Raw genomic sequence first — 20,889 nt, 5'->3', positions numbered from 1 at the left:
CTTCAAGGCCGCATAAAACCGTAGTCCTGGCTGTCATCGAGGTTTTCCGCAAGAAAACGCAACTCATCGGCCAGGTCTTCGGCGCTGCGCACTGCCTTGCTCTGTTGCACCACTGCACTGAGCAAGGCACGCAGGCTCAACCCCGGATCAAAACCCACTTCCTGCGCCACATCCAGACTTTGACGCAACTCCTGCCTTGCCCATTCGTAGACACTCATTTCGATGCTCCTGAAGGTTTTCCAAAGCATGGATTCGTGAGTGATTTTTGCCTTTGATGTGGATCAAGATTTGGGATCGTCGTCTTTCCAGGGCGCTGAAAGGTAGCGCGTGCGATTGAACGTCTCCAGCCACTCGGGGCAAAACACCACCAGCGCACTGACCACCATGCCGTTGATGAACGCTTCCGGAAAAATCAGCAGCCACAAATAACCGACAAAATCTTCCAGCCAATAGGGCATGGCAAAACGTTCGTTGAACCACAGCAGCCACAGTGCCAACACCAGGCACAGCAATGCCGACAGCGCCGCAGCAAAGAAACCGGAAACGAAGATATACACAAAGGGATTACGCGGCTGCTTTCGCTCCACCAGGATGGCGCAGCATTCGGTGACCAGCACCGGCAGCAGAATCAGCAGCGCGCCGTTGACCCCCATCGCCGCCAGATCCTGCCGCCCGAGCAGCACCAATCCCGCTTGCGCCACCAATCCGCCGATAATCGCCAGCGGCCAATCGAGCAGCAAGGTCACCGCCGTCATGCCGATGAAGTGATAAGACACGCCAGTATCGAAATCTCGTCGCACCAGCCACAACATGAACAGCGCGAACACCGTGCCAAACAGTAAATGCTGACGACGGCTGTCGGTGAACAGTTCGACCCACGGTGCTCGCGCAACGGCCCAGATCAGCACCGGCACATAGATCAACCACCCCGCCGTGAGGGTTTCAGGTGACAGCAACTCGGCGCCGATCATGGCTGGGCACACTCCCTTGTCTTGCCGAAAGAGAACAGGCCCTCAGTCTACACCGCCCTTCGCACGCCCTTCGACTTCAGGCCCAATGCCGTGGATCGTTCATCACCGTCTCGTGTTCAGCGAATAGCTTGGGTAATTCGTCCTTGAGAAAGTCCACCCAGGTCCGGACCTTGGCATCGAGAAAACGCCGCGACGGGTACACCGCATACACGTTGCGCTCACGAGGGCGCCAGGCCGGCAGCAAGCGCAACAAGGTGCCATCGCTCAAGGGGCGCGTCGCGGTATAGAACGGAATCAGGCTGATCCCCATGCCGGATTCCGACGCCTTGACCATCGACTCGGCGACGTTGCATTGAAAGGTCCTGGCCGGGCTGACGGCGTGCTCGCCCTCTTCGTCCCGGAACACCCATTCATCGCTGTACAACGGGTCGAGCATACGCAGGCACTGATGATCGTTCAGTGCCGTCGGTGTGTGCGGCACGCCATGCCGTTGCAGGTACTCCGGGGAGGCGCAGGGCACGCTGTAAATCTGCCCGATGGACTGGGCGACCAATTGCGAATCGGCCAGTTCATGGGCAATTGAAATCACCACATCGTGCCCTTCCTCCAGCGGATCGGGATTGCGCTGCGACAGCGTCAGTTCGAACACCACATCGGGGTAAAGCTCGCTGTAACGGGCGATCAATGGCGTGATCAGCACGCCCAGGGCGTTCATGCTGTGAACCCGCAGCCGTCCACTCGGTTTGAGATGGGCGCCGCGGGCCTCTGCCGTTGCCACCTCCATTTCTTCGAGTATTTGCCGACTGCGCACCAAAAAGCGTTCACCGGCCTCGGTCAGGCTCAGTCGCCGCGTGGTGCGTTGCAGCAAGCGTGCTTGCACGTGCTGCTCCAGATCGGCCACCAGTCGCGACACTTGCGCGGTCGACAGGTCCAGCGCATCGGCGGCGGCGGTAAAACTTGCGCAGTCCACCACGCGGACGAACACCCGCAAGTTATTGAGCAGATCCATAAGCCCTCCAAGGGCGGTGACTGTTACGTTTCATGTAAGGCTGCATCAGGCGCTGGCCCCTTTATCGGTCGCAGGCAAAGACTAGAATTCAGGTATCGGAATCAACACGGAGCACGGAAAAATGAAAACCCTGATCAGCCTGTTTCTGACCGTTGTCGCCACCTCGGCCATGGCCGCCGGCAACGAGCTAGCTGCCACTTCTTACAACCCGGCACAGCCGATGGACATCGCCAAGGTCGTTTCAGTGTCGAACACCGCGACCGCCTGCGGGGTTTTGCCGGCGGCCATGGAGTATGTCGATCATCAAGGCCAGACCCATCGCGTGACGTACGAGGTCATGGGTGATTGCACGAGCAACCTGTAATCACTGGCAAACCGCACGACTCACACAATCATTCGTTTCGCCTGCAAGGCCAGATCATGCAGGCCGGCCAGACGCGCCATGATGCGTTCGTCTTTCTCAGGGTTCATAGCAGCGTCCATGTGTAGCTGAGGATCAGGCGGTTTTCGTCGATATCACTGCGGTAGTTGGAGCGAGCCATCGCGTTGCGCACGCGGATCCCGAGGCCTTTGAGGCTGCCGCTCTGCAGCACATAGCCAATGTCCAGGTCACGCTCGCGGTCCTTGCCCTCGAACCCTTTGCCGGTATCGACGTTGTTGCCGGTGATGTAGCGAACGGTGCTGGTCAACCCCGGCACGCCAAGGGCCGCAAAATCGTAGTCGTAACGCGCCTGCCAGGAGCGCTCATCGGTGTAGGCGAACTCGTAGGTCGGCACCTCGTTACCCAGTGGGCTGATGTTGGCAAACACTCGCGGGAAGGCGCTGTCGCCGAACATGCCCTGATAGCCGACATAGAACGTGTGGCCGCCACGCTTGGCCGACAGCAAGGAGAAGAACGCCCGGTTGTCGATGTTGCCCAGCAATTTTTTGCCGTCTTCGCGCGAATCGTAATACCCAAGGTTGGCGCCCAGGATCCAGTCACCTAGTGGCTCGCTGTGTTTGAGGCCGAGAAAACGCTGGTTGTAGATATCTTCCAGTTGCCCGAACCAGGCGCTGACCGAGCTGCGTTTATCGTTGAAGGCGTATTCGGCGCCGGCAAAGTTGAAACCATCACTGCTGACCTGACGCTGCGGTACATGACCGAGCATGGCTTGCATCTTTTCGTCGCCAGCCTCGTTGCGCAGGCTGGTTGAACTCAAGTGGCCGCCCTGCACAGTCAGGCCATTGATCTCGTTCGAGCTGATACTTGCACCCTGATAACTGGGCGGCAGCAATCGGATATCACTGAAGACCAGCACTGGCACGTTGGGTTGCAACTCGCCCACCTTCAACTCGGTTTTGGAGACACGCACCTTCAGCGCGCCTTCCAGTCGGCTGTAATCATTCGCCGCGCGCCCGTCAGACTGCACCGGCAGCAAACCGGTATTGACCCGGTCCGGGCTGCTGTCGAGTTTGAGGCCGAGCAGGCCAATGACATCCACACCAAAACCGACGGGGCCCTGGGTATAACCGGATTTGACGTTGAGGATGAAGCCCTGCGCCCACTCTTCAGCCTTCGACTGTTGGTTGGCCCCGACGATGTCGGAAAAGTCCCGGCTGAAGTAGTAATTGCGTGCTTGCAGGGTCGCCGTGGTGTCTTCGATGAACCCGCCCTCGGCCGCCATTGCACCGGCGGAGAAACTCGAGACGACAGCCATGGACAACACTGAACCGGTTGGAAGAATCTGTTTCATCGTTTTTTCTCTTATTTTTATTGATCGACAGGTTGAAGTGCTTCAGCCGCAGCGGTTTCGCGGCGGGGAACGGGACGACGGGCGTTTAACAACAAGTGCGTGACCATGCCGAAAATCAGCCCCCAAAAGGCGGCAGACAAACCCAACAACGACATGCCCGACGCGGTGGTCAGAAAGGTCACCAATGCAGCTTCGCGATCACTCGGCATGGCCATTGCGCCAGCCAATGCCCCGGCAATCGCAGCAAACAGCGCCAGCCCGGCCAAGGCAGCGATCAGCTCTTTGGGGAACGCCGAAAACAGTGAAACCAGGGTGGCGCCGAAGATCCCCAGCACCAGGTAACACAGCCCGCCCACTACCCCGGCTACATAGCGCTTGCCGGGATTTTCATGAGCCTCGCGCCCGGTACAAATCGCCGCGGTGATGGCTGCCAGATTCAGCCCATGGCAACCGAACGGCGCCAACAGCGCCGTGCCCATCGCACTGCTGGCGATGATCGGGCCGGCCGGTGTTGCGTAACCGCTGGCGCGCAGCACCGCCATGCCGGGAACGAACTGACCGGTCAGCGCCACCATCACCAGCGGCAAGGCGATATTCAGGGTCGCGCTCAGGCTGAACGCGGGCGTGATCCACACTGGCGTGGCCAACCCGATCAGCAACGCCTCGCTGTGCAAATCACCGGCGAGAAAAGCCATCGAGCAGCCCACCAGCAGCACCATCAACACCGCATACCGCGGCATCAGCCGTTTGCAGATCAGGTACGTGACGAACATCGCCAGCACCAGCAGCGGCTTGCCCTGCAACGAGACGAATAAGCCGGTGCCGAAGCTGAACAAAATTCCCGCCAGCATCGCTGCCGCAATCGCCGCGGGCAGTTTGCCGATGATCCGGTCAAACGCCCCCGAGACCCCGACCAGAAAGATAATCAGGCTGCTGACCAAGTAAGCACCCACCGCCTCCGGCATGGAGATCCCCGGCAACAGCGCCACCAGCAACGCCGACCCCGGCGCCGACCACGCGATGATCACCGGGACGCGGTAACGCAGGCTCAGACCGATGCCGAGCACGGCGCTGCCGATGGAAATCGCCCAGATCCAGGACGACAACACCTCCCGCGAGAGGTGCGCGGTCTCGGCGGCCTGGAAGATGATCACCAAAGGGCCTGCATAGGAAATCACCGTGGCGATAAATCCGGCGACGGCCGCAGACAGGGAAAAGTCCCGGACTAACGCTCTCATGAAACGTCGCCAACAGCCCCGTCGGGCGAACTGTGGCGCAGGCCCGACAGCGCTTGTCTAGCACTGCGCCGACTGCTGATGGCGAACACGGTCATGGCAATCGCGGCCACCGCACCGGGCAAGGCAAAGGCCATGAAGTTCAGTTGCAGCGGCAGGCTGATCCCGAGCAACGCACCGCCCAGCAGCGGTCCGACGATGGCACCATTGCGCCCGATACCTGACGCCCAGCCCAAACCGGTGGAGCGAATGGTCATGGAGTAGAACTGCGCGGCGCAGGCGTACAACAGAATCTGCGAGCCGATGGTGGTGGCGCCGGCGATGGCGATCAGCAGGTACAACAGCGGCATCGGGCTGTTGAAGCCCAGCAAGGTGATCGACACCGCAGCCACGGCGAAGAACACCGCCAACACCCGCGGCAGGTTGAGCTTGTCACCCAGCACGCCGCCGCCGACCGCGCCGAAAATGGCACCGAAGTTGAGCACCAGCAGGAACGACAGACTCGAGCCCAAGCTGTAACCGGCGTTGGCCATCAGTTTTGGCAGCCAGGAACTCAAGGCGTAGACCATCAGCAAGCAGCAGAAAAACGCCAGCCACAACATCAGCGTGCGCAGCGCACGACCTTCGCGAAACAGTTGCAACACCGGGGTGCCAGTGCCCTTCACTTCGCTCATGTGCAGCTGATCGCTGGTTTGCGCGACGTACGCCGGGTCAATCCGCTGCAGGATGTTGCGCGCCTCTTCATTGCGCCCCTGGCGCAGCATGAAACCCACCGACTCGGGCAGGAAGTACATAATCAACGGCAACAACAGCAACGGCAGCACCGCCACGTAAAACACCGATTGCCAGCCAAAACTCGGGATCAGCACGATACCGAGCCCCGCCGAGAGCATGCCGCCCACCGAGTAGCCGCTGAACATGATCGCCACCAGCGTGCTGCGGATTTTCTTTGGCGCGTACTCGTTCATCAGCGCCACGACGTTGGGCATCACCCCGCCAATGCCAAGCCCGGCAATGAACCGGCAAAGGCCAAACTCGGTGGGGTTGCGGGCAAAACCATTGAGCACGGTAAAACCGCTAAACAGCATTACACAGATCGTGATGGCTTTTTTGCGGCCGATCTTGTCCGACAGCGGGCCGAAAAACAGCGCGCCGAACATCATCCCGAACAATGCATAACTGCCCAGTGCGCCCGCTTGCAGAGGATTGAGCCCCCACTCTTTCATCAGCATCGGCAGCACCACGCCGTAGATCACCAAATCGTAACCGTCGAAAATGATGATCAGGGCGCACCAGAACAGCACCATCCAGTGGAAGCGGTTGAATCGTGCGTTGTCGATAACCTCATGTACGTCGATCTTGCGCATGGCATTTATCTCTTGTTGTTATTTTTTTAAGAGCGTCGGCAACACGGCTAACGTCCGTACAGCCGAGGGTAAAGGCGACAGGCACGGGGCAATATCCGCTTTGCGCAGATCGCTATCCGTTTTGTGCATGGCCCTGAACCGGGCGTGGTATGAGGCGTGTTGCGGGGATGGCGGGCCGCAAATCCGGCAGATCGGAACCTCTCCGATGAACTGCCTTCATTGCGATCACATTTGAACGCTAAGCGCGGGCTGATGGATGACTCAGATGTCAGCGTCTGCGGTCACAGGCGCTTTGCGCCAATCAGGGCAGGGCCTTCTCCAGCGCCTCTCGCAATTGCGCAGCCGTGGCGTATTCATGCTGAGCCACCAATTGACCGTCCTTGAGCTGCAGCCACAGCACTTTATCCACAGGCCCGGGATAGCGCGGCGCCACGCGACCATCACGGTCAAGCATCACTCGGTAGGAATAATCGCGCATGGCCGGTACAGCGAACATTTTCGCGATCAGTCGAGGCATGCGCTGGATGTCCGCGACAAATACCGCGTGCCGAGCCTCCAGGTAGCCCTTGGGCTGGTCCTGCAGAGCGGCGCCGACCAGTTTGGCGGCGTCCATGCTGCGCGCCACCAGCAGCGTCTGAGTCTGGATATCGAGCGTGAAGGCCTGATCGAACTGATCAAGCAAGGTCCACGGCGCCAGCCGCTCACCCACCTCCAGCGCCTGAACCCAAAGAGGCAGAAGACTGAGCAACAACACCGGCCAATATTTCACGTTCTACTCCTCGTTCGAGTGCGTATGCGTAATGGCCATCAGTCTACACCGCCCGTTTCGAGTGCCCAGCGCCCCTGTTTACCGTTTCACGCTTTCTGCTTGTCGCAAATGAACGCTAAGCTTGGGCTTATGGATGACTCAGATTATTTACGCCTGCTGACCATCGCGGCCGAGCAAGCCAACGCGTTCCTGTCCAATGCCCGCAAATGGGAGCGTGAGCGTTGGGTCTGTCAGCGCCTGCTGCAAGGCCTGAACATTCCCTATCGCGCCGACGAATTCGCCCCGGCCGGGGAGCCGCCGGACGTGCTGTTTCGTGACGCCAGTTTCGAAGTGTTTTTCGTGCTTGATGAAGGCCGACGCCTCAACGACGAATGGCGCGATGAGCTGCAACGTCGGCGCAGCGCGTTTTCTCTGAGTTCGTTGGTGCGCCGTGAGGCCAAACCCCGGCGCATCCCGGCCAATGAGTTTCTGCTGAGACTGGCGCCGACCTTGCGCAAAAAAGCGCACAACTATAAAGAACGCGGCATGGACCTGGGTGAACTGGACATCATCGCCTTCGCCAGCCTCAAGCGCGAAGTGCTGGACCTCAACAGCCATTTCCCGCCACCGACCGAATACCTGCGCCAAGGCTGGCGCTCGTTGTCGCTGGTCGGCCCGACCTTCGCCCGTGTGCTGTTCGCGCACCCGGATGCGCCGGATTTCCTGCGCAGCAACCTGGGCCGCAGCATTGTTTTCGACGTCGGGATCAGCCTGTGAGTCCATTGCAGGAGCTGATTGCCGAAGTGCCGCAAACGGGTCGCGTTCGCTGGATCGGCGTGCGCCCGGCACCTCATACTCCGATGATTGAACTGGAGGCCGTGGAAGCGCGGCTTGAGGCCGGTTTGACCGGCGATCGAGCCCGTCCCGGCGTACGCAATGCGCGGCAGGTGACGCTGATTCAGTGGGAGCATCTGGCAGTGATCGGCTCGCTCATGGGCCGCCCGGACGACAAACCGGTCTTACCGAATGATTTGCGGCGCAACCTCGTTATCAGCGGTATCAACCTGTTCAGCCTCAAGGGCCGTCGCTTCCGGATCGGCCAGGCGATTTTCGAAACCACCGGTTGGTGCCAGCCTTGCGCACGCCTGCAAAACAACCTTGGCCCCGGGACGTTTCAGGCGGTTCGCGGACATGGCGGAATCACAGCCCGAGTGTTACAAAGTGGGATCATTCGCCTGGACGATACGCTGAATGTCGAGCCTGTTCCGGACAGCGGCTATGCTCCGTTCAACGTTCGTTAAATCAGCCTGTAGCTTCTACACATTCAGCAACGTCTACCTGACGAGGCCTTTATGACCAGCCGCCTGAACCCCGACGACCAAAAGCATGTCGAAGAGTACCTGCAACTGTCCCAGCACCAAGTCGAGCGCCGGCCTTTCCGGCCGTGGATGCTCCTGGTGGTGGTGTTGGCAGTGACCATTGGTCTGGGCCTGTTGAGCCGACTTATCAGTTACCTGACGCTATGAGCAGCATCGCGCTCGCTCGGGTAATTGCACCGATTTCTTTTAGCCTTGCGAGATATCCCCATGACTCATCGTATTGTCATCGTTGGCGGCGGCGCCGGCGGCCTGGAGTTGGCTACCCGTCTGGGTAAGACTCTGGGCAAGCGCGGCACGGCCAGTGTGATGCTGGTCGACGCGAACCTGACCCACATCTGGAAACCGTTGTTGCACGAAGTGGCGGCAGGTTCCCTGAACTCTTCCGAAGACGAACTCAACTATGTTGCCCAGGCAAAATGGAACCACTTCGAGTTCCAGCTGGGGCGCATGAGCGGGCTTGATCGCGCACAGAAAAAAATCCAGCTGGCCGCCACCTACGACGAAGCCGGCATTGAACTGGTCCCGGCGCGCGAAGTGGGTTACGACTCGCTGGTGATCGCGGTCGGCAGCACCACCAACGATTTCGGGACTCAGGGCGCGGCGCAACACTGCCTGTTCCTCGACACCCGCAAACAGGCCGAGCGCTTCCATCAGCAATTGCTCAACCACTACCTGCGCGCCCATGCCGGGCAGACCGACAAGGTCGAGCAGATCAGCGTGGCCATCGTCGGCGCCGGTGCCACCGGGGTCGAATTGGCTGCCGAACTGCACAACGCCGCCCATGAACTGGCGGCTTATGGCCTGGACCGGATCAAACCGGAAAACATGCACATCACCTTGATCGAAGCCGGACCACGGGTGCTGCCAGCGCTGCCGGAACGTATCGGCGGGCCGGTGCATAAAACCCTGGAGAAACTCGGGGTCAACGTGATGACCAATGCCGCCGTCAGCGAAGTGACAGCCGACAGCCTGATTACCGCCGATGGCAATGTCATCAATGCCAGCCTGAAAGTCTGGGCGGCCGGGATTCGTGCACCAGGTTTCCTCAAGGACATCGATGGCCTGGAGACTAACCGGATCAATCAGCTGCAAGTGCTGCCGACCCTGCAAACCACCCGCGACGAGAACATCTTCGCCTTCGGTGACTGCGCGGCCTGCCCGCAGCCGGGCACCGATCGCAATGTGCCGCCGCGCGCCCAGGCTGCGCATCAGCAAGCTTCGTTGCTGGCCAAATCGCTGAAACTGCGGATCGAAGGCAAACCTCTGCCTGCGTACAAATACACCGACTACGGCTCGCTGATCTCGCTGTCGCGTTTTTCGGCTGTGGGTAACTTGATGGGCAACCTCACCGGCAGCGTGATGTTGGAAGGCTGGCTGGCGCGGATGTTTTACGTGTCGCTGTATCGCATGCACCAGATGGCGCTGTATGGCGCGTTTCGTACGGCGATGTTGATGTTGGGCAGCAAGATCGGGCGCGGGACTGAGCCGCGCCTCAAGTTGCACTAACACCCATCCCCTGTGGGAGCGAGCTTGCTCGCGATAGCGTCCGTACAGTCGACATCAATGTCGCCTGACACGCCGCCATCGCGAGCAAGCTCGCTCCCACATTTGTTATTCATTGCCCTACAGATCTGTGTCTCACTGTATCTCCCCGGTCGTTTCGCCCCTTCGCTTACAAACTCCCCCCTTGCGCGACACAGTAGCGATACACCACGCCCGCTAAATGGCCACACCCGAGCAAGGCACCCCGCCAGCTACGGTTATCGCCGCACTTACGTGGCGTCCTTTATCGAACGGTTGTGTCGTGCAACCCAGGAGTATTGAAATGTCCCGTACCACCAAAAACACTATCGGTTTGCTCGGCGCTGTTTTGGCCGGTGGCATGATGTTGTCCGGCGCGGTGTTCGCCTCGCAACCCCTGACTCAGGGCTACCTGCTGGCCTCGGCCGAACAGGTCGTGAAGACGCCTGAAGGTAAATGTGGCGAAGGCAAGTGTGGCGATGCGTCGATGGCAAAAACCGACACCGATGGCGACGGCAAGGTATCCCGTGCCGAATTCCAGAAAGTCGCGCCGAAGTCCAATTTCGACAAGATCGACACCAACCATGACGGCTTCATCGACGAGCAAGAGGCTTTCGACAACGTGAAGGCCAACTACGAAGCCAATGGCAAGAAAATGCCAAAAGGCCTGTTCGAGCACTTGAAAGACCAAGACGGCGCCTAAGCTTCCGAGACCCAAGCCGCGCTTTTCCGTCGAGAAGCGCGGCTTTTTTTTGCGTCTGGAACATTTAAATCTGGAAGCGCCGCACCATGCCCTGCAAGGCATTGGCCAGCTGAGACAACTCATGGCTGGACGCGCTGGTCTGATCCGCCCCGGCGGCAGACCGCACCGAAAGGTCGCGAATATTTACCAGGTTGCGATCCACTTCCCGCGCCACCTGCGCCTGTTCTTCGGCAGCACTGGCGATCACCAGGTTGCGTTCATGGATCAGATGCACCGACGCGGTGATGGTCTGCAACGCTTCACCAGCACGCTCGGCCAAGGCCAATGTGCTGGCCGCACGGGTTGAGCTGGCCTGCATGGAATCCAGTGCCTGAGTCGAGCCGTTGCGCATGCCCTGAACCATTTGTTCGATTTCCTGAGTCGATTGCTGCGTGCGATAGGCCAAAGCGCGAACTTCGTCGGCAACCACCGCGAAACCGCGACCGCTTTCCCCGGCCCGCGCCGCTTCAATGGCAGCATTGAGGGCCAGCAAGTTGGTTTGCTCGGCAATCGCACGAATCACGTCCAGTACCTTGCCGATGTCCTGAGACTGGTTGGCCAGGGACTGCACCAACCCGCCCGTGATCTGTACATCGCTGGCAAGGGCGCCGATGGCCGTGACTGTTTCGCTGACCCGCTCCTGACCGGCGTGCGCGGACTCACTGGATTGGCGCGTGGCGTCGGAGGTCGACACCGCGTTGCGAGCGACCTCCTCCACCGCGGTGGTCATTTCAGTGACAGCCGTCGCCGCTTGTTCGATCTCATTGTTCTGCTGTTGCAGGTTCTGCGTGCTGTCGAGGGTGACCGCATTCAACTCGTCAGCCGCTGTCGCCAATTGCGCGGCCGAGCCGCTGATACCTTGCAAGGTCTCGCGCAGGTTGCGCTGCATGGTCGCCAACGCCTTGAGCAAGCGACTCACTTCATCGTTGCCATGGGTTTCGATGGGGCGCGTCAGGTCGCCTCGTGCCACGTTTTCCGCGGCATGCAACGCTTCGCTCAACGGCTTGACGATGCTGCGGGTCAGCAGCATCGCCAGGCCGACGGTGGCCAATGCCGCCAATGCGATAAACAGGCTGACGATCATCCGCGATGTTTCGTAATGCGCTGCAGATTTCTGGCTCTCGGCGGCGACTTGTTTGGCGAACAGATCCGCCAGGTCGTTGAGCTGTTTGCCCGAGCCATCAACCACGGTTTTCATATCGATCAGCAGCAGTTGGGTCAGTTCGTCACGACGACCCTGTTCGGCCAGGGAGAACGATTGAGCAATACCGGAACGATAAGCCGCGAAGGTAGTTTTGAACTGGTCATACAAGGCTTTGCCTTCGACTGTGTTGACCAACCTGTCATAAGCCGCAATCTTCTCGCTCAACTCTTTGTCGCGAGTGTCCATCTGGCCGCGGTAGACAGGGATGTTCTTCGGATCCTGATCCAGGGCCATGCGCAGGGAAATGGTACGGATGCGCAGCATGATTTCGCGGATCTCGTCACCGCCGCGAATGCTCGGCAACCATTGTTTCTCCACCGTCACCTCGCTATCGCGAATGCTCGACATCTGCCCCAGGGCAAAAATCCCGAGCAACGCTACCAATACGGCAATCAGGGCAAACCCCAAGGCTGCCCGAGGAGCGATATTTAACTGTCGAAGCACCATAACGAACGCCCTTTTCTTGTAGTGGCTTAGATAAGGGGCGTTGTTTCGGCAGTACCCCGTCGCCTCGTTATCGGCAAGTTATACGATGACTGAAGTGTTATTTCTCGAAGACAAAAAATCGAAGACAAAAAAAATCCCCGTATCTTTCGATACGAGGATTTTTAATATGGTCGGGGTAAGGGGATTCGAACTCCTGACATCCTGCTCCCAAAGCAGGCGCGCTACCGGACTGCGCTATACCCCGGTAATAAAAAGGCGACCTTTAAAAAAGTCGCCTTCTTCGATCAGTGCTTTTGGCCTCTGATCTTAAGATCTGATCCCAGCGTGAACTGGTTTCAAAAATGGTGGGTCGTGTGGGATTCGAACCTACGACCAATTGGTTAAAAGCCAACTGCTCTACCAACTGAGCTAACGACCCAAAAATGGTCGGGGTAAGGGGATTCGAACTCCTGACATCCTGCTCCCAAAGCAGGCGCGCTACCGGACTGCGCTATACCCCGGTTTGAAATTGGCTCCGTGACCAGGACTCGAACCTGGGACCCAATGATTAACAGTCATTTGCTCTACCGACTGAGCTATCACGGAACTGCATATTTCAATTTACAACTGTGAAGCTTGCTTCACCTCTTCGACCCGTTCGCATCGCTGCGTTCGTGTGTCTGAGGCGCGCTATTCTACAATCTTAAGCACCTCTGTCAACCCCCTAAATTGCCTTCAAGTTAATGATTTGCAACTTATTTCAGATTCCTGCTTGGGGAGCAGGAACCCTTCAGGGCGACTTACTGCGGGGCGCACTTTACAAGCCTTTTCCTTAGAGTTCAACAGCCTGGCGAAAAAAAGGCCTCGCAATGCGAGGCCTCTTCAATTTTGCTGCCACCGTGGATCAGACGAATACGATTTCGTCGTTCTCCACGACACCCTTGGCGGTATCGCCCGGCATGAAACGACCGGACAGAATCAGCTGCGCCAGCGGGTTCTCGATCCAGCGCTGGATAGCTCGTTTGAGCGGCCGTGCGCCGTAAACCGGGTCGTAACCCACCGCTATCAGCTTATCCATGGCCTCAGGGCTGAGATCAAGCTTCAGCTCGCGCTCGGTCAGGCGACTGCGCAGGCGACCCAACTGGATCTCGGTAATGCCCGCGATCTGATCCCGAGCCAACGGCTCGAAGATCACCACTTCGTCGACCCGGTTGATGAACTCCGGCCGGAAGTGCGTGGAAATCGCATCCATCACTGCCGCACGCTGAGCCTCACGATCACCGACCAATTCCTGGATCTGCACCGAACCGAGGTTGGAGGTCATGACAATCACGGTATTTTTGAAATCCACCGTGCGGCCATGACTGTCGGTCAGTCGGCCATCTTCCAGCACTTGCAGCAAGATGTTGAAGACGTCCGGGTGGGCCTTCTCGACCTCGTCCAGGAGGATCACCGAATAAGGCTTGCGACGCACCGCCTCGGTCAGGTAACCGCCCTCTTCATAGCCTACGTAGCCTGGTGGCGCACCGATCAGACGAGCCACGGAATGTTTCTCCATGAACTCGGACATGTCGATCCGCACCATCGCCTCTTCCGTATCAAAGAGGAACTCGGCCAGTGCCTTGCACAGCTCGGTTTTACCGACACCGGTAGGGCCGAGGAACATGAACGAGCCGCTCGGGCGATTCGGATCGGACAACCCGGCACGGGAACGCCGCACGGCGTTGGAAACGGCAATCACCGCTTCGTCCTGGCCGATCACACGTTGGTGCAACAGGCTTTCCATCTTCATCAGCTTGTCGCGCTCGCCTTCGAGCATTTTCGACACCGGAATGCCCGTCCACTTGGACACGACCTCAGCGATTTCTTCTTCGGTCACCTTGCTGCGCAGTAACTGGTTTTCAGTTTTACCGTGCTGGTCGACCATTTGCAGGCTGCGTTCCAGGTCCGGGATGATCCCGTACTGCAACTCGGCCATACGGTTCAAGTCGCCTTTGCGGCGGGCAGCTTCCAGTTCCTGACGGGACTGTTCGATTTTCTGCTGGATCTGCGCAGAACCCTGAACTTCGGCTTTTTCCGCGTTCCAGATTTCCTCCAGGTCCGAGTACTCACGTTCGAGGCGGACGATTTCTTCCTGGAGTTTTTCCAGACGTTTTATCGCGGCCTCGTCGCTTTCTTTCTTCAGCGCCTGGGATTCCACCTTCAGCTGAATCAGTCGACGCTCCAGACGATCGAGCACTTCCGGCTTGGAGTCGATCTCCATGCGGATGCGGCTAGCCGCTTCGTCGATCAGGTCGATGGCCTTGTCCGGCAACTGACGGTCCGTGATATAGCGATGACTGAGCTTGGCCGCGGCGATGATCGCGCCGTCGGTGATCGCCACTTTGTGGTGAACCTCGTAGCGCTCTTTCAGGCCACGCAGAATCGCGATGGTGTCTTCTTCGCTCGGTTCGTCCACCAGCACTTTCTGGAAGCGCCGCTCGAGGGCTGCGTCCTTCTCTATATATTGGCGGTATTCGTTGAGCGTGGTCGCGCCGACGCAGTGCAGTTCACCACGGGCCAACGCAGGCTTGAGCATATTGCCCGCGTCCATCGAGCCTTCGCCTTTACCGGCGCCGACCATGGTGTGCAGTTCGTCGATGAACAGAATGATCTGCCCTTCCTGCTTCGACAGTTCGTTGAGCAGGGATTTTAGGCGTTCTTCGAACTCGCCACGGTACTTGGCGCCGGCAATCAGCGACCCCATGTCCAGGGACAGCAGGCGCTTGCCTTTCAGTCCATCCGGGACTTCGCCGTTGATGATGCGCTGGGCCAGGCCTTCGGCGATGGCGGTTTTACCCACGCCCGGCTCACCGATCAGCACCGGGTTGTTCTTGGTGCGACGTTGCAGGACCTGAATGGTCCGGCGAATTTCATCGTCACGGCCGATCACCGGATCGAGCTTGCCTTCTTCGGCACGCTTGGTCAGGTCGACGGTGTATTTATCCAGCGCCTGGCGCGACTCTTCGTGGTTGGCGTCATTGACGGCTTCACCACCGCGCAGGTTGTTGATCGCGTTTTCCAGGGCTTTCTTGCTGACGCCCTGGCCGAGCAACAATTTGCCAAGCTTGCTGTTCTCGTCCATGGCGGCCAGCAACACCAGCTCGCTGGAGATGAACTGGTCGCCCTTCTGCTGGGCCAGACGATCGGCCTGGTTGAGCAGACGCGCCAAATCCTGCGACATGTTGACGTCGCCGGTCGGGTTCTGGATTTTTGGTAGTTGGTCGAGCTCTTTGGTCAGCTCTTTACGCAGGCTGTTGACGTCGAAGCCGACCTGCATCAACAGGGGTTTGATCGAACCACCCTGCTGTTCAAGCATGGCTTGCATCAAATGCGCTGGCTCAATGCCCGGATGATCGAGGCCGACGGCCAGGGATTGGGCGTCGGACAAGGCTAACTGCAACTTGCTGGTTAAACGGTCTATACGCATGGGTCACCTTCCTTTTGAGCAGGCCGGACCTATAAACATCCTGAATGAAGAAACCTGCCAGATACCGTTATAGATGCGGTCGATTCTGGGAGTTTCAAGCGTCGTACAGTTGATGTAGATCAGAGAAGTTTAGCGTTTGTGCCCTGTCTTACGAGTACGTTCCTCTTTTGACGAGTGACTGTTGTCGTCAGGCAAGGCGTCGCGACGAGTCATAGCCCGCTATGGCGAGGAGCGACAACGCAGCATGACGGCAACAGACACCGTCAAAAAGGAACAGTACTCGTGAGACAGGACACTAAAGCCAGATCAGGGAGGCAAACCGACCAGTACGTGGACTGCGGCGGTAAGAAAAGAAGCGTGGATCAGTTACGGTGCAGAAACCGCCACCATAAACAGCGGTGACACCGCGAGCCGCCAGACGTAAGCGCGCAAGCTCATAGATATCAGCCATGAATTTGCCAGCATTTTGACTCGGCACAAAGGCTTTAGCGGCTTCGGGCAATTGCTCGACGAAGGTTTCGCGCACTTCAGGGCCGACTTCAAAGGCTTGCGGACCAATGGCCGGACCGAGCCAGACCAGCACTTCTTCTGGCGGCACGGCCAGACTGTCGAGTGTTGCTTCCAGCACACCCGCCGCCAACCCGCGCCATCCGGCATGAGCCGCCGCTACGCGAGTACCGGCACGGTCACAGAAAAGCGCCGGCAGGCAATCCGCGGTCATAGCCGTGCAGGCAATACCGGGCGTTGCCGTCCAGCTGGCATCGGCAGTGGCCGTAAGGCTTGGGTCTGCGTGGGCCACGGCAATGCCGTGAACCTGCTTTAACCAGGCCGGTTGAATAGAGAAATGATCGGTGAGGCGACGGCGGTTTTCGACAACAGCTTCGGGGCTGTCATCGACGTGATCGCCGAGGTTGAGGCTGTCGAACGGCGCCAGACTGACGCCGCCCGCACGGGTGGTAACGCAGGCTTTCACCCCGGCAGGCGCAGGCCAGTCGGGAATCAGCCAGTCACTCATCCGATGAACGCCTCGCGGTCTTGCTTGAGCAGCGTCAGCAACCAGACGAAATCGTCCGGCAGTGGCGATTCCCAGCTCATGCGTTTACCGGTGGTCGGGTGATCCAGTTCCAGGAACCGCGCATGCAGTGCCTGACGCGGGAACGCCTTCAACGATTCGACCATGGTCACACTGGCTGCCGGCGGAATGCGGAAACGACCGCCGTAGGCAGGATCTCCGACCAACGGGAAGTTAATGTGAGCCATATGCACACGAATCTGGTGCGTACGACCGGTTTCCAGCTTCACCCGCACGTGAGTGTGGGAGCGGAAACGCTCGAGCACGCGGTAATGGCTGACGGCCTGCTTGCCACCTTCCATCACGGCCATGCGCTGGCGTTGCTGACCGTGACGACCGATCGGCGCGTTGATCTTGCCGCCGGCAGTCACCACACCGATCACGATGCACTCGTAGATCCGGCTTACGCTGCGGCTCTGCAATTGCGTGACAAGCTGTGTCTGCGCCTGAATGGTCTTGGCCACCACCATCAGACCGGTGGTGTCCTTGTCCAGGCGATGCACGATACCGGCGCGGGGCACATTGATGATGTCCGGCACGTGGTGCAGCAAGGCGTTGAGCAAGGTGCCATCAGCGTGGCCGGCAGCCGGATGCACCACCAGACCCGCAGGTTTGTTGATCACCAGGATGTCGTCGTCTTCATAGACGATGTCCAGCTCGATGTCCTGAGCGATCCATTCGCCCTGAGCTTCCTGCTCGGCAGTGAGTTCAAGAATGGCACCACCATGAACGATGTCTCGCGGGCGGATAACCGCCCCATCCACAGTCAGGCGGCCGTCTTTGATCCAGGCGGAAAGGCGCGAGCGCGAGTGCTCAGCGAATAATTGTGCGGCGACTTGATCGAGGCGTTGGCCGCCCAATTCGGACGGCACCTCTGCGCGAAGTTCAATTTTATCGGACATGCTCAGACTAGGCGTCGGCACAGCCTTTGGTTTCGGCTGCGCGCTTGTGGTTAAATACGGCGTCTTTTGCCCCGAGGCTATTCAACGGGGCGCTCATCATAACAGGACGGCCCCGCCCAAGACAGCGGCCGTCATAGGGACGCAAGCCGCCATGCAAGTGAAACACCTGCTGCTGATCGCCATCCTCGCATTGACCGCTGCTTGCTCATCGAAGGAAGTCGTAGACGAAAACCTGAGCGAGGTCGAGCTGTACCAGCAGGCTCAGCACGATCTGGACAACAATAGCTACACCGCCGCCACAGCCAAGCTGAAGGCGCTGGAGTCGCGTTATCCGTTCGGTCGCTACGCCGATCAGGCTCAACTCGAGCTCATCTACGCCAACTACAAGAACGCCGAGCCTGAAGCTGCGAAGTCCGCCGCCGAGCGCTTCATTCGCCTGCACCCGCAGCACCCGAACGTGGATTACGCGTATTACCTCAAGGGTCTGACTTCTTTCGACCAGGACGTCGGCCTGTTGTCGCGCTTCCTGCCGTTGGACATGACCAAGCGTGACCCGGGCGCCGCTCGCGACTCCTACAACGAGTTCGCCCAGCTGACCAGCCGCTTCCCCAACAGCCGCTACTCGCCGGACGCCAAGCAGCGCATGATCTACCTGCGCAACCTGCTGGCGGCCTACGAGATTCACGTTGCCGACTACTACCTGACCCGTCAGGCCTATGTCGCCGCCGCGAACCGTGGTCGCTACGTGGTGGAAAACTTCCAGGAAACCCCTTCGGTCGGTGACGGCCTGGCGGTGATGACAGAAGCCTACCAGCGTCTGCACCTGGACGACCTGGCTGCCACCAGCCTCGAAACCCTGAAGCTCAACTACCCGAATCATCCAAGCCTGGTGGACGGTCAGTTCGTGCCATCGGTGGCCGAAGCCGATAACCGTTCGTGGTTGAGCAAGGCGACCTTGGGCCTGATCGAATCCCGTCCACCGCTGCCGCCGGGCGAAACCCGCGCCAACCAGGACGTGCAGAAGCAGTTCCAGGACGCCAAGGACGCGATTCCGAACGATCTCAAGCCTAAAAATGAAAATGGCGACGTGATCGAAGAAGAGCAACACGAGTCCGAAGCCAATAACAGCGACCGCTCGTGGTTCAGCTACATGACCTTTGGCGTGTTCGACTGACACGTCGGGTTGTACAAAAAGGAGCCTTTCGAGGCTCCTTTTTTATGGGCTCGATGATTACGCTGTGCGCTGGTCATGTCCTTGGCTAAACTGGCTCATCACTCGTCAAATAGCAGCTCATCATGCTTCGTTTACTGTTCTGGATCGCCCTGATTGCCGCTGCGGTATGGTTCTGGCGCAAGTTCAAGGGCCAGGCTTCTGTGCCCAAGTCCTCTGCCGAGCTGGAAGCGGCCCCCATGGTCCGCTGCGCCCATTGCGGCGTACACCTGCCACGCGACCGCGCGCTGAGCCTTCAACAACAGTGGTATTGCAGCCAGGCTCATCTTGAGCAAGGCCCGGGCTCCAGTGACCGCTGAGACCTCCAGTCCCGGCAGCAAACAGGCCCGGCGACTGCTGCGCCTCTATCACCTTTACCGTTTGAGCATCGGCATCACCCTGGTGCTGTTGATCTCCAGCAACATGGACAACCAGCTGCTGACGTTCAGCAATGACGACCTGCTGCGCAGTGGCAGCTGGTTTTACCTGGTGCTGAATATCCTGCTGGTGGTATTCCTCGGGAACACCCGGCGCCCGGCGCAACTGTTCAGCCTGGCGCTGACCGACGTCCTGCTGCTGTGTGGTCTGTTCTACGCCGCCGGCGGTGTGGCCAGCGCCATCGGCAACTTGCTGATCGTATCGGTAGCCATCAGTAATACCTTGTTGCGAGGGCGCATCGGCCTGCTGATTGCCGCCGTTGGCGCGCTCGGCATCGTCGGGCTGAGCTTCCTCCTGAGTTTCAGCCATCGCGCCACCCCCAATGATTACCTGCAAGTCGGCACGCTCGGCGCCTTGTGTTTTGCTGCGGCATTGCTGGTGCAAGGGCTGATCCGACGCCTGGAGGTGAGCGAAACCCTCGCCGAACAACGGGCCAGCGAAGTCGTCGGCCTCGAAGCCCTCAACGCACTGATCCTGCAACGCATGCGTACCGGCATCCTGGTACTCGACGACAAACGGCGGGTTCAACTGGCCAACCACAGCGCCTTGAACCTGTTAGGCAGGGAAAATCTTGCAGGCCAGCTGATCGACGACTACTTACCCAACCTGGTCGAACGCCTGCAACTGTGGCTCAACAATCCAACGCTGCGCCCCCAGAGCCTGAAAGTCGCCAGTAGTGGTCTGGAGCTGCAACCGAGCTTCATTGCCCTGGACCAAAGCCCACACCACCAGACCCTGGTCTTTCTCGAAGACCTCGCGCAAATCGCTCAACAAGCCCAGCAATTGAAGCTCGCCGCCCTCGGTCGCCTGACCGCCGGTATCGCCCATGAAATTCGAAATCCACTGGGCGCCGTTAGTCATGCCGCGCAGCTATTGCAGGAATCAGAGGAACTGAACCGCGCGGATCGACGTCTGACACAGATTATTCAAGACCACTCTCAGCGAATGAATCGGGTAATCGAAAACGTCCTGCAACTGTCCCGCCGCCAGCAAACCGTAGCGCAACGGCTTGATCTGAAGCCGTGGCTGGAACAGTTCGTCAACGAAACCCGCGAGGGGGCGACCGAGCGTCAGAAAACTCACCTGCGCATCGGCTCAGGGGACTTCAAGACCCTGATGGATCCAGACCAACTGACCCAGATTCTCGACAATCTGTTGCGTAACGCCTGGCGCCATAGCGCCTTGAATCACGACTTGGCACAGGTCTGGCTCGAGTTGTTTGTCGACCCGGACAGCCAACTGCCGGTCCTCGAGATCCTGGACGATGGCCCCGGAGTGGCACCGGAGCACCACGTGCACTTGTTCGAACCGTTCTTCACCACGAGCACCCAAGGCACCGGCCTGGGGCTTTATCTGTCCCGTGAGCTGTGCGAAAGCAACCAGGCCCGCCTAGACTTCAAACCACGCCAAGGCGGCGGCTGCTTTCGCATCACTTTTGCTCACGGACGGAAACAAAGTTGAAG

20 protein-coding genes, 4 tRNA genes and 1 pseudogene are annotated in these 20,889 nt (G+C 59.1%); 9 read left to right on the top strand and 16 right to left on the bottom strand.

Going from position 1 to position 20,889, the window contains the following annotated elements; translation table 11 throughout:
* Nucleotides 1–2: 2 nt before the first annotated feature.
* From EAH74_RS22075 to EAH74_RS22065, 3 genes are all read right to left on the bottom strand, one after another.
* Entirely contained in the window at nucleotides 3–218 is a 216-nt protein-coding gene (locus EAH74_RS22075; RefSeq protein ID WP_140681079.1) for a hypothetical protein, read from the bottom strand.
* Between the two features lie 63 nt (nucleotides 219–281).
* On the bottom strand, nucleotides 282–971 hold the full coding sequence (locus EAH74_RS22070; protein WP_140681077.1) for an energy-coupling factor ABC transporter permease: 690 nt from the start codon (nucleotides 969–971) through the stop codon (nucleotides 282–284).
* Nucleotides 972–1,047: 76 nt separating this feature from the next.
* Nucleotides 1,048–1,980: a LysR family transcriptional regulator gene (locus tag EAH74_RS22065; protein WP_140681075.1), complete on the bottom strand. Its 933-nt coding sequence runs from the start codon at nucleotides 1,978–1,980 to the stop codon at nucleotides 1,048–1,050.
* A gap of 121 nt (nucleotides 1,981–2,101) precedes the next feature.
* Between EAH74_RS22065 and EAH74_RS22060 the strand changes: the two genes are divergently transcribed.
* Nucleotides 2,102–2,344, top strand: a complete 243-nt coding sequence (locus EAH74_RS22060; RefSeq protein ID WP_140681073.1) for a DUF2790 domain-containing protein — start codon at nucleotides 2,102–2,104, stop codon at nucleotides 2,342–2,344.
* A 103-nt stretch (nucleotides 2,345–2,447) separates the two neighbouring features.
* Here the strand turns inward: EAH74_RS22060 and EAH74_RS22050 are convergent, their stop codons facing one another.
* The 4 genes from EAH74_RS22050 to EAH74_RS22035 all read right to left on the bottom strand — a co-directional run bounded on the left by EAH74_RS22050 (nucleotide 2,448) and on the right by EAH74_RS22035 (nucleotide 7,084).
* A complete protein-coding gene (locus tag EAH74_RS22050; protein ID WP_140681071.1) occupies nucleotides 2,448–3,713 on the bottom strand; it encodes an OprD family porin in 1,266 nt (421 codons plus the stop codon).
* A gap of 17 nt (nucleotides 3,714–3,730) precedes the next feature.
* A complete protein-coding gene (locus EAH74_RS22045) occupies nucleotides 3,731–4,951 on the bottom strand; it encodes a benzoate/H(+) symporter BenE family transporter (protein ID WP_140681069.1) in 1,221 nt (406 codons plus the stop codon).
* The gene (locus EAH74_RS22040; RefSeq protein WP_140681067.1) at nucleotides 4,948–6,315 is read right to left on the bottom strand and encodes an aromatic acid/H+ symport family MFS transporter; all 1,368 of its coding nucleotides are present in this window, start codon (nucleotides 6,313–6,315) and stop codon (nucleotides 4,948–4,950) included. The genes EAH74_RS22045 and EAH74_RS22040 overlap by 4 nt, the downstream gene beginning before the upstream one ends.
* Before the next feature lie 301 nt (nucleotides 6,316–6,616).
* The gene (locus EAH74_RS22035) at nucleotides 6,617–7,084 is read right to left on the bottom strand and encodes an FAD/FMN-containing dehydrogenase (protein WP_140681065.1); all 468 of its coding nucleotides are present in this window, start codon (nucleotides 7,082–7,084) and stop codon (nucleotides 6,617–6,619) included.
* Between the two features lie 129 nt (nucleotides 7,085–7,213).
* On the opposite strand from EAH74_RS22035, the gene EAH74_RS22030 reads away from it, so the two are divergent.
* From EAH74_RS22030 to EAH74_RS22005, 5 genes are all read left to right on the top strand, one after another.
* A complete protein-coding gene (locus EAH74_RS22030) occupies nucleotides 7,214–7,840 on the top strand; it encodes a DUF1780 domain-containing protein (protein WP_008154887.1) in 627 nt (208 codons plus the stop codon).
* Nucleotides 7,837–8,364, top strand: coding sequence for an MOSC domain-containing protein (locus tag EAH74_RS22025; protein ID WP_140681063.1), 528 nt, complete (start codon nucleotides 7,837–7,839; stop codon nucleotides 8,362–8,364). The genes EAH74_RS22030 and EAH74_RS22025 overlap by 4 nt, the downstream gene beginning before the upstream one ends.
* A gap of 51 nt (nucleotides 8,365–8,415) precedes the next feature.
* Nucleotides 8,416–8,589 (top strand): DUF3094 domain-containing protein, encoded by a 174-nt coding sequence (locus tag EAH74_RS22020; protein ID WP_008154890.1) that lies wholly within the window; start codon nucleotides 8,416–8,418, stop codon nucleotides 8,587–8,589.
* Nucleotides 8,590–8,649: 60 nt separating this feature from the next.
* On the top strand, nucleotides 8,650–9,948 hold the full coding sequence (locus tag EAH74_RS22015) for an NAD(P)/FAD-dependent oxidoreductase (RefSeq protein WP_140681061.1): 1,299 nt from the start codon (nucleotides 8,650–8,652) through the stop codon (nucleotides 9,946–9,948).
* 319 nt (nucleotides 9,949–10,267) lie between these two features.
* The gene (locus EAH74_RS22005) at nucleotides 10,268–10,666 is read left to right on the top strand and encodes an HvfA family oxazolone/thioamide-modified RiPP metallophore (protein ID WP_123367792.1); all 399 of its coding nucleotides are present in this window, start codon (nucleotides 10,268–10,270) and stop codon (nucleotides 10,664–10,666) included.
* Between the two features lie 64 nt (nucleotides 10,667–10,730).
* On the opposite strand, the gene EAH74_RS33940 is transcribed toward EAH74_RS22005, so the two are convergent.
* The 9 genes and pseudogenes from EAH74_RS33940 to rluD all read right to left on the bottom strand — a co-directional run bounded on the left by EAH74_RS33940 (nucleotide 10,731) and on the right by rluD (nucleotide 17,778).
* On the bottom strand, nucleotides 10,731–11,594 hold the full coding sequence (locus EAH74_RS33940) for a methyl-accepting chemotaxis protein (RefSeq protein WP_430539794.1): 864 nt from the start codon (nucleotides 11,592–11,594) through the stop codon (nucleotides 10,731–10,733).
* Nucleotides 11,586–12,356, bottom strand: a pseudogene (locus tag EAH74_RS33935) (MCP four helix bundle domain-containing protein); the annotation flags it as partial. The gene EAH74_RS33940 and the pseudogene EAH74_RS33935, both read right to left, overlap by 9 nt.
* Before the next feature lie 167 nt (nucleotides 12,357–12,523).
* A tRNA-Pro gene (locus EAH74_RS21995) sits at nucleotides 12,524–12,600 on the bottom strand.
* 98 nt (nucleotides 12,601–12,698) lie between these two features.
* Nucleotides 12,699–12,774: transfer RNA gene (locus tag EAH74_RS21990), tRNA-Lys, on the bottom strand.
* Between the two features lie 5 nt (nucleotides 12,775–12,779).
* Nucleotides 12,780–12,856 (bottom strand) — tRNA-Pro (locus EAH74_RS21985).
* Between the two features lie 9 nt (nucleotides 12,857–12,865).
* Nucleotides 12,866–12,941, bottom strand: a tRNA-Asn gene (locus tag EAH74_RS21980).
* 298 nt (nucleotides 12,942–13,239) lie between these two features.
* Entirely contained in the window at nucleotides 13,240–15,804 is a 2,565-nt protein-coding gene (gene clpB / locus EAH74_RS21975) for an ATP-dependent chaperone ClpB (protein WP_095130594.1), read from the bottom strand.
* A 295-nt stretch (nucleotides 15,805–16,099) separates the two neighbouring features.
* Nucleotides 16,100–16,819 carry a peptidoglycan editing factor PgeF gene (gene pgeF, locus EAH74_RS21970; protein WP_140681057.1) on the bottom strand — a complete coding sequence of 240 codons (720 nt, stop codon included), beginning with the start codon at nucleotides 16,817–16,819 and terminating at the stop codon, nucleotides 16,100–16,102.
* Nucleotides 16,816–17,778 carry a 23S rRNA pseudouridine(1911/1915/1917) synthase RluD gene (gene rluD, locus EAH74_RS21965; RefSeq protein WP_140681055.1) on the bottom strand — a complete coding sequence of 321 codons (963 nt, stop codon included), beginning with the start codon at nucleotides 17,776–17,778 and terminating at the stop codon, nucleotides 16,816–16,818. Before rluD ends, pgeF begins: the two co-directional genes overlap by 4 nt.
* A gap of 151 nt (nucleotides 17,779–17,929) precedes the next feature.
* Here rluD and EAH74_RS21960 point away from each other — a divergent pair, with 151 nt between their 5' ends.
* The 3 genes from EAH74_RS21960 to EAH74_RS21950 all read left to right on the top strand — a co-directional run bounded on the left by EAH74_RS21960 (nucleotide 17,930) and on the right by EAH74_RS21950 (nucleotide 20,887).
* Nucleotides 17,930–18,952 (top strand): outer membrane protein assembly factor BamD, encoded by a 1,023-nt coding sequence (locus EAH74_RS21960; protein ID WP_140681053.1) that lies wholly within the window; start codon nucleotides 17,930–17,932, stop codon nucleotides 18,950–18,952.
* Between the two features lie 122 nt (nucleotides 18,953–19,074).
* Nucleotides 19,075–19,308: a PP0621 family protein gene (locus EAH74_RS21955; RefSeq protein WP_008154904.1), complete on the top strand. Its 234-nt coding sequence runs from the start codon at nucleotides 19,075–19,077 to the stop codon at nucleotides 19,306–19,308.
* Nucleotides 19,298–20,887, top strand: a complete 1,590-nt coding sequence (locus EAH74_RS21950) for a sensor histidine kinase (protein WP_140681051.1) — start codon at nucleotides 19,298–19,300, stop codon at nucleotides 20,885–20,887. Before EAH74_RS21955 ends, EAH74_RS21950 begins: the two co-directional genes overlap by 11 nt.
* The last annotated feature ends 2 nt before the right edge of the window (nucleotides 20,888–20,889 follow it).

The sequence above is a fragment of the Pseudomonas mandelii genome, assembly GCF_006438925.1.
Classification (GTDB): domain Bacteria; phylum Pseudomonadota; class Gammaproteobacteria; order Pseudomonadales; family Pseudomonadaceae; genus Aquipseudomonas; species Aquipseudomonas mandelii_C.
Note: the sequence above shows the minus strand (reverse complement) of the source record. Positions and strands in the feature narration are given on the sequence as shown.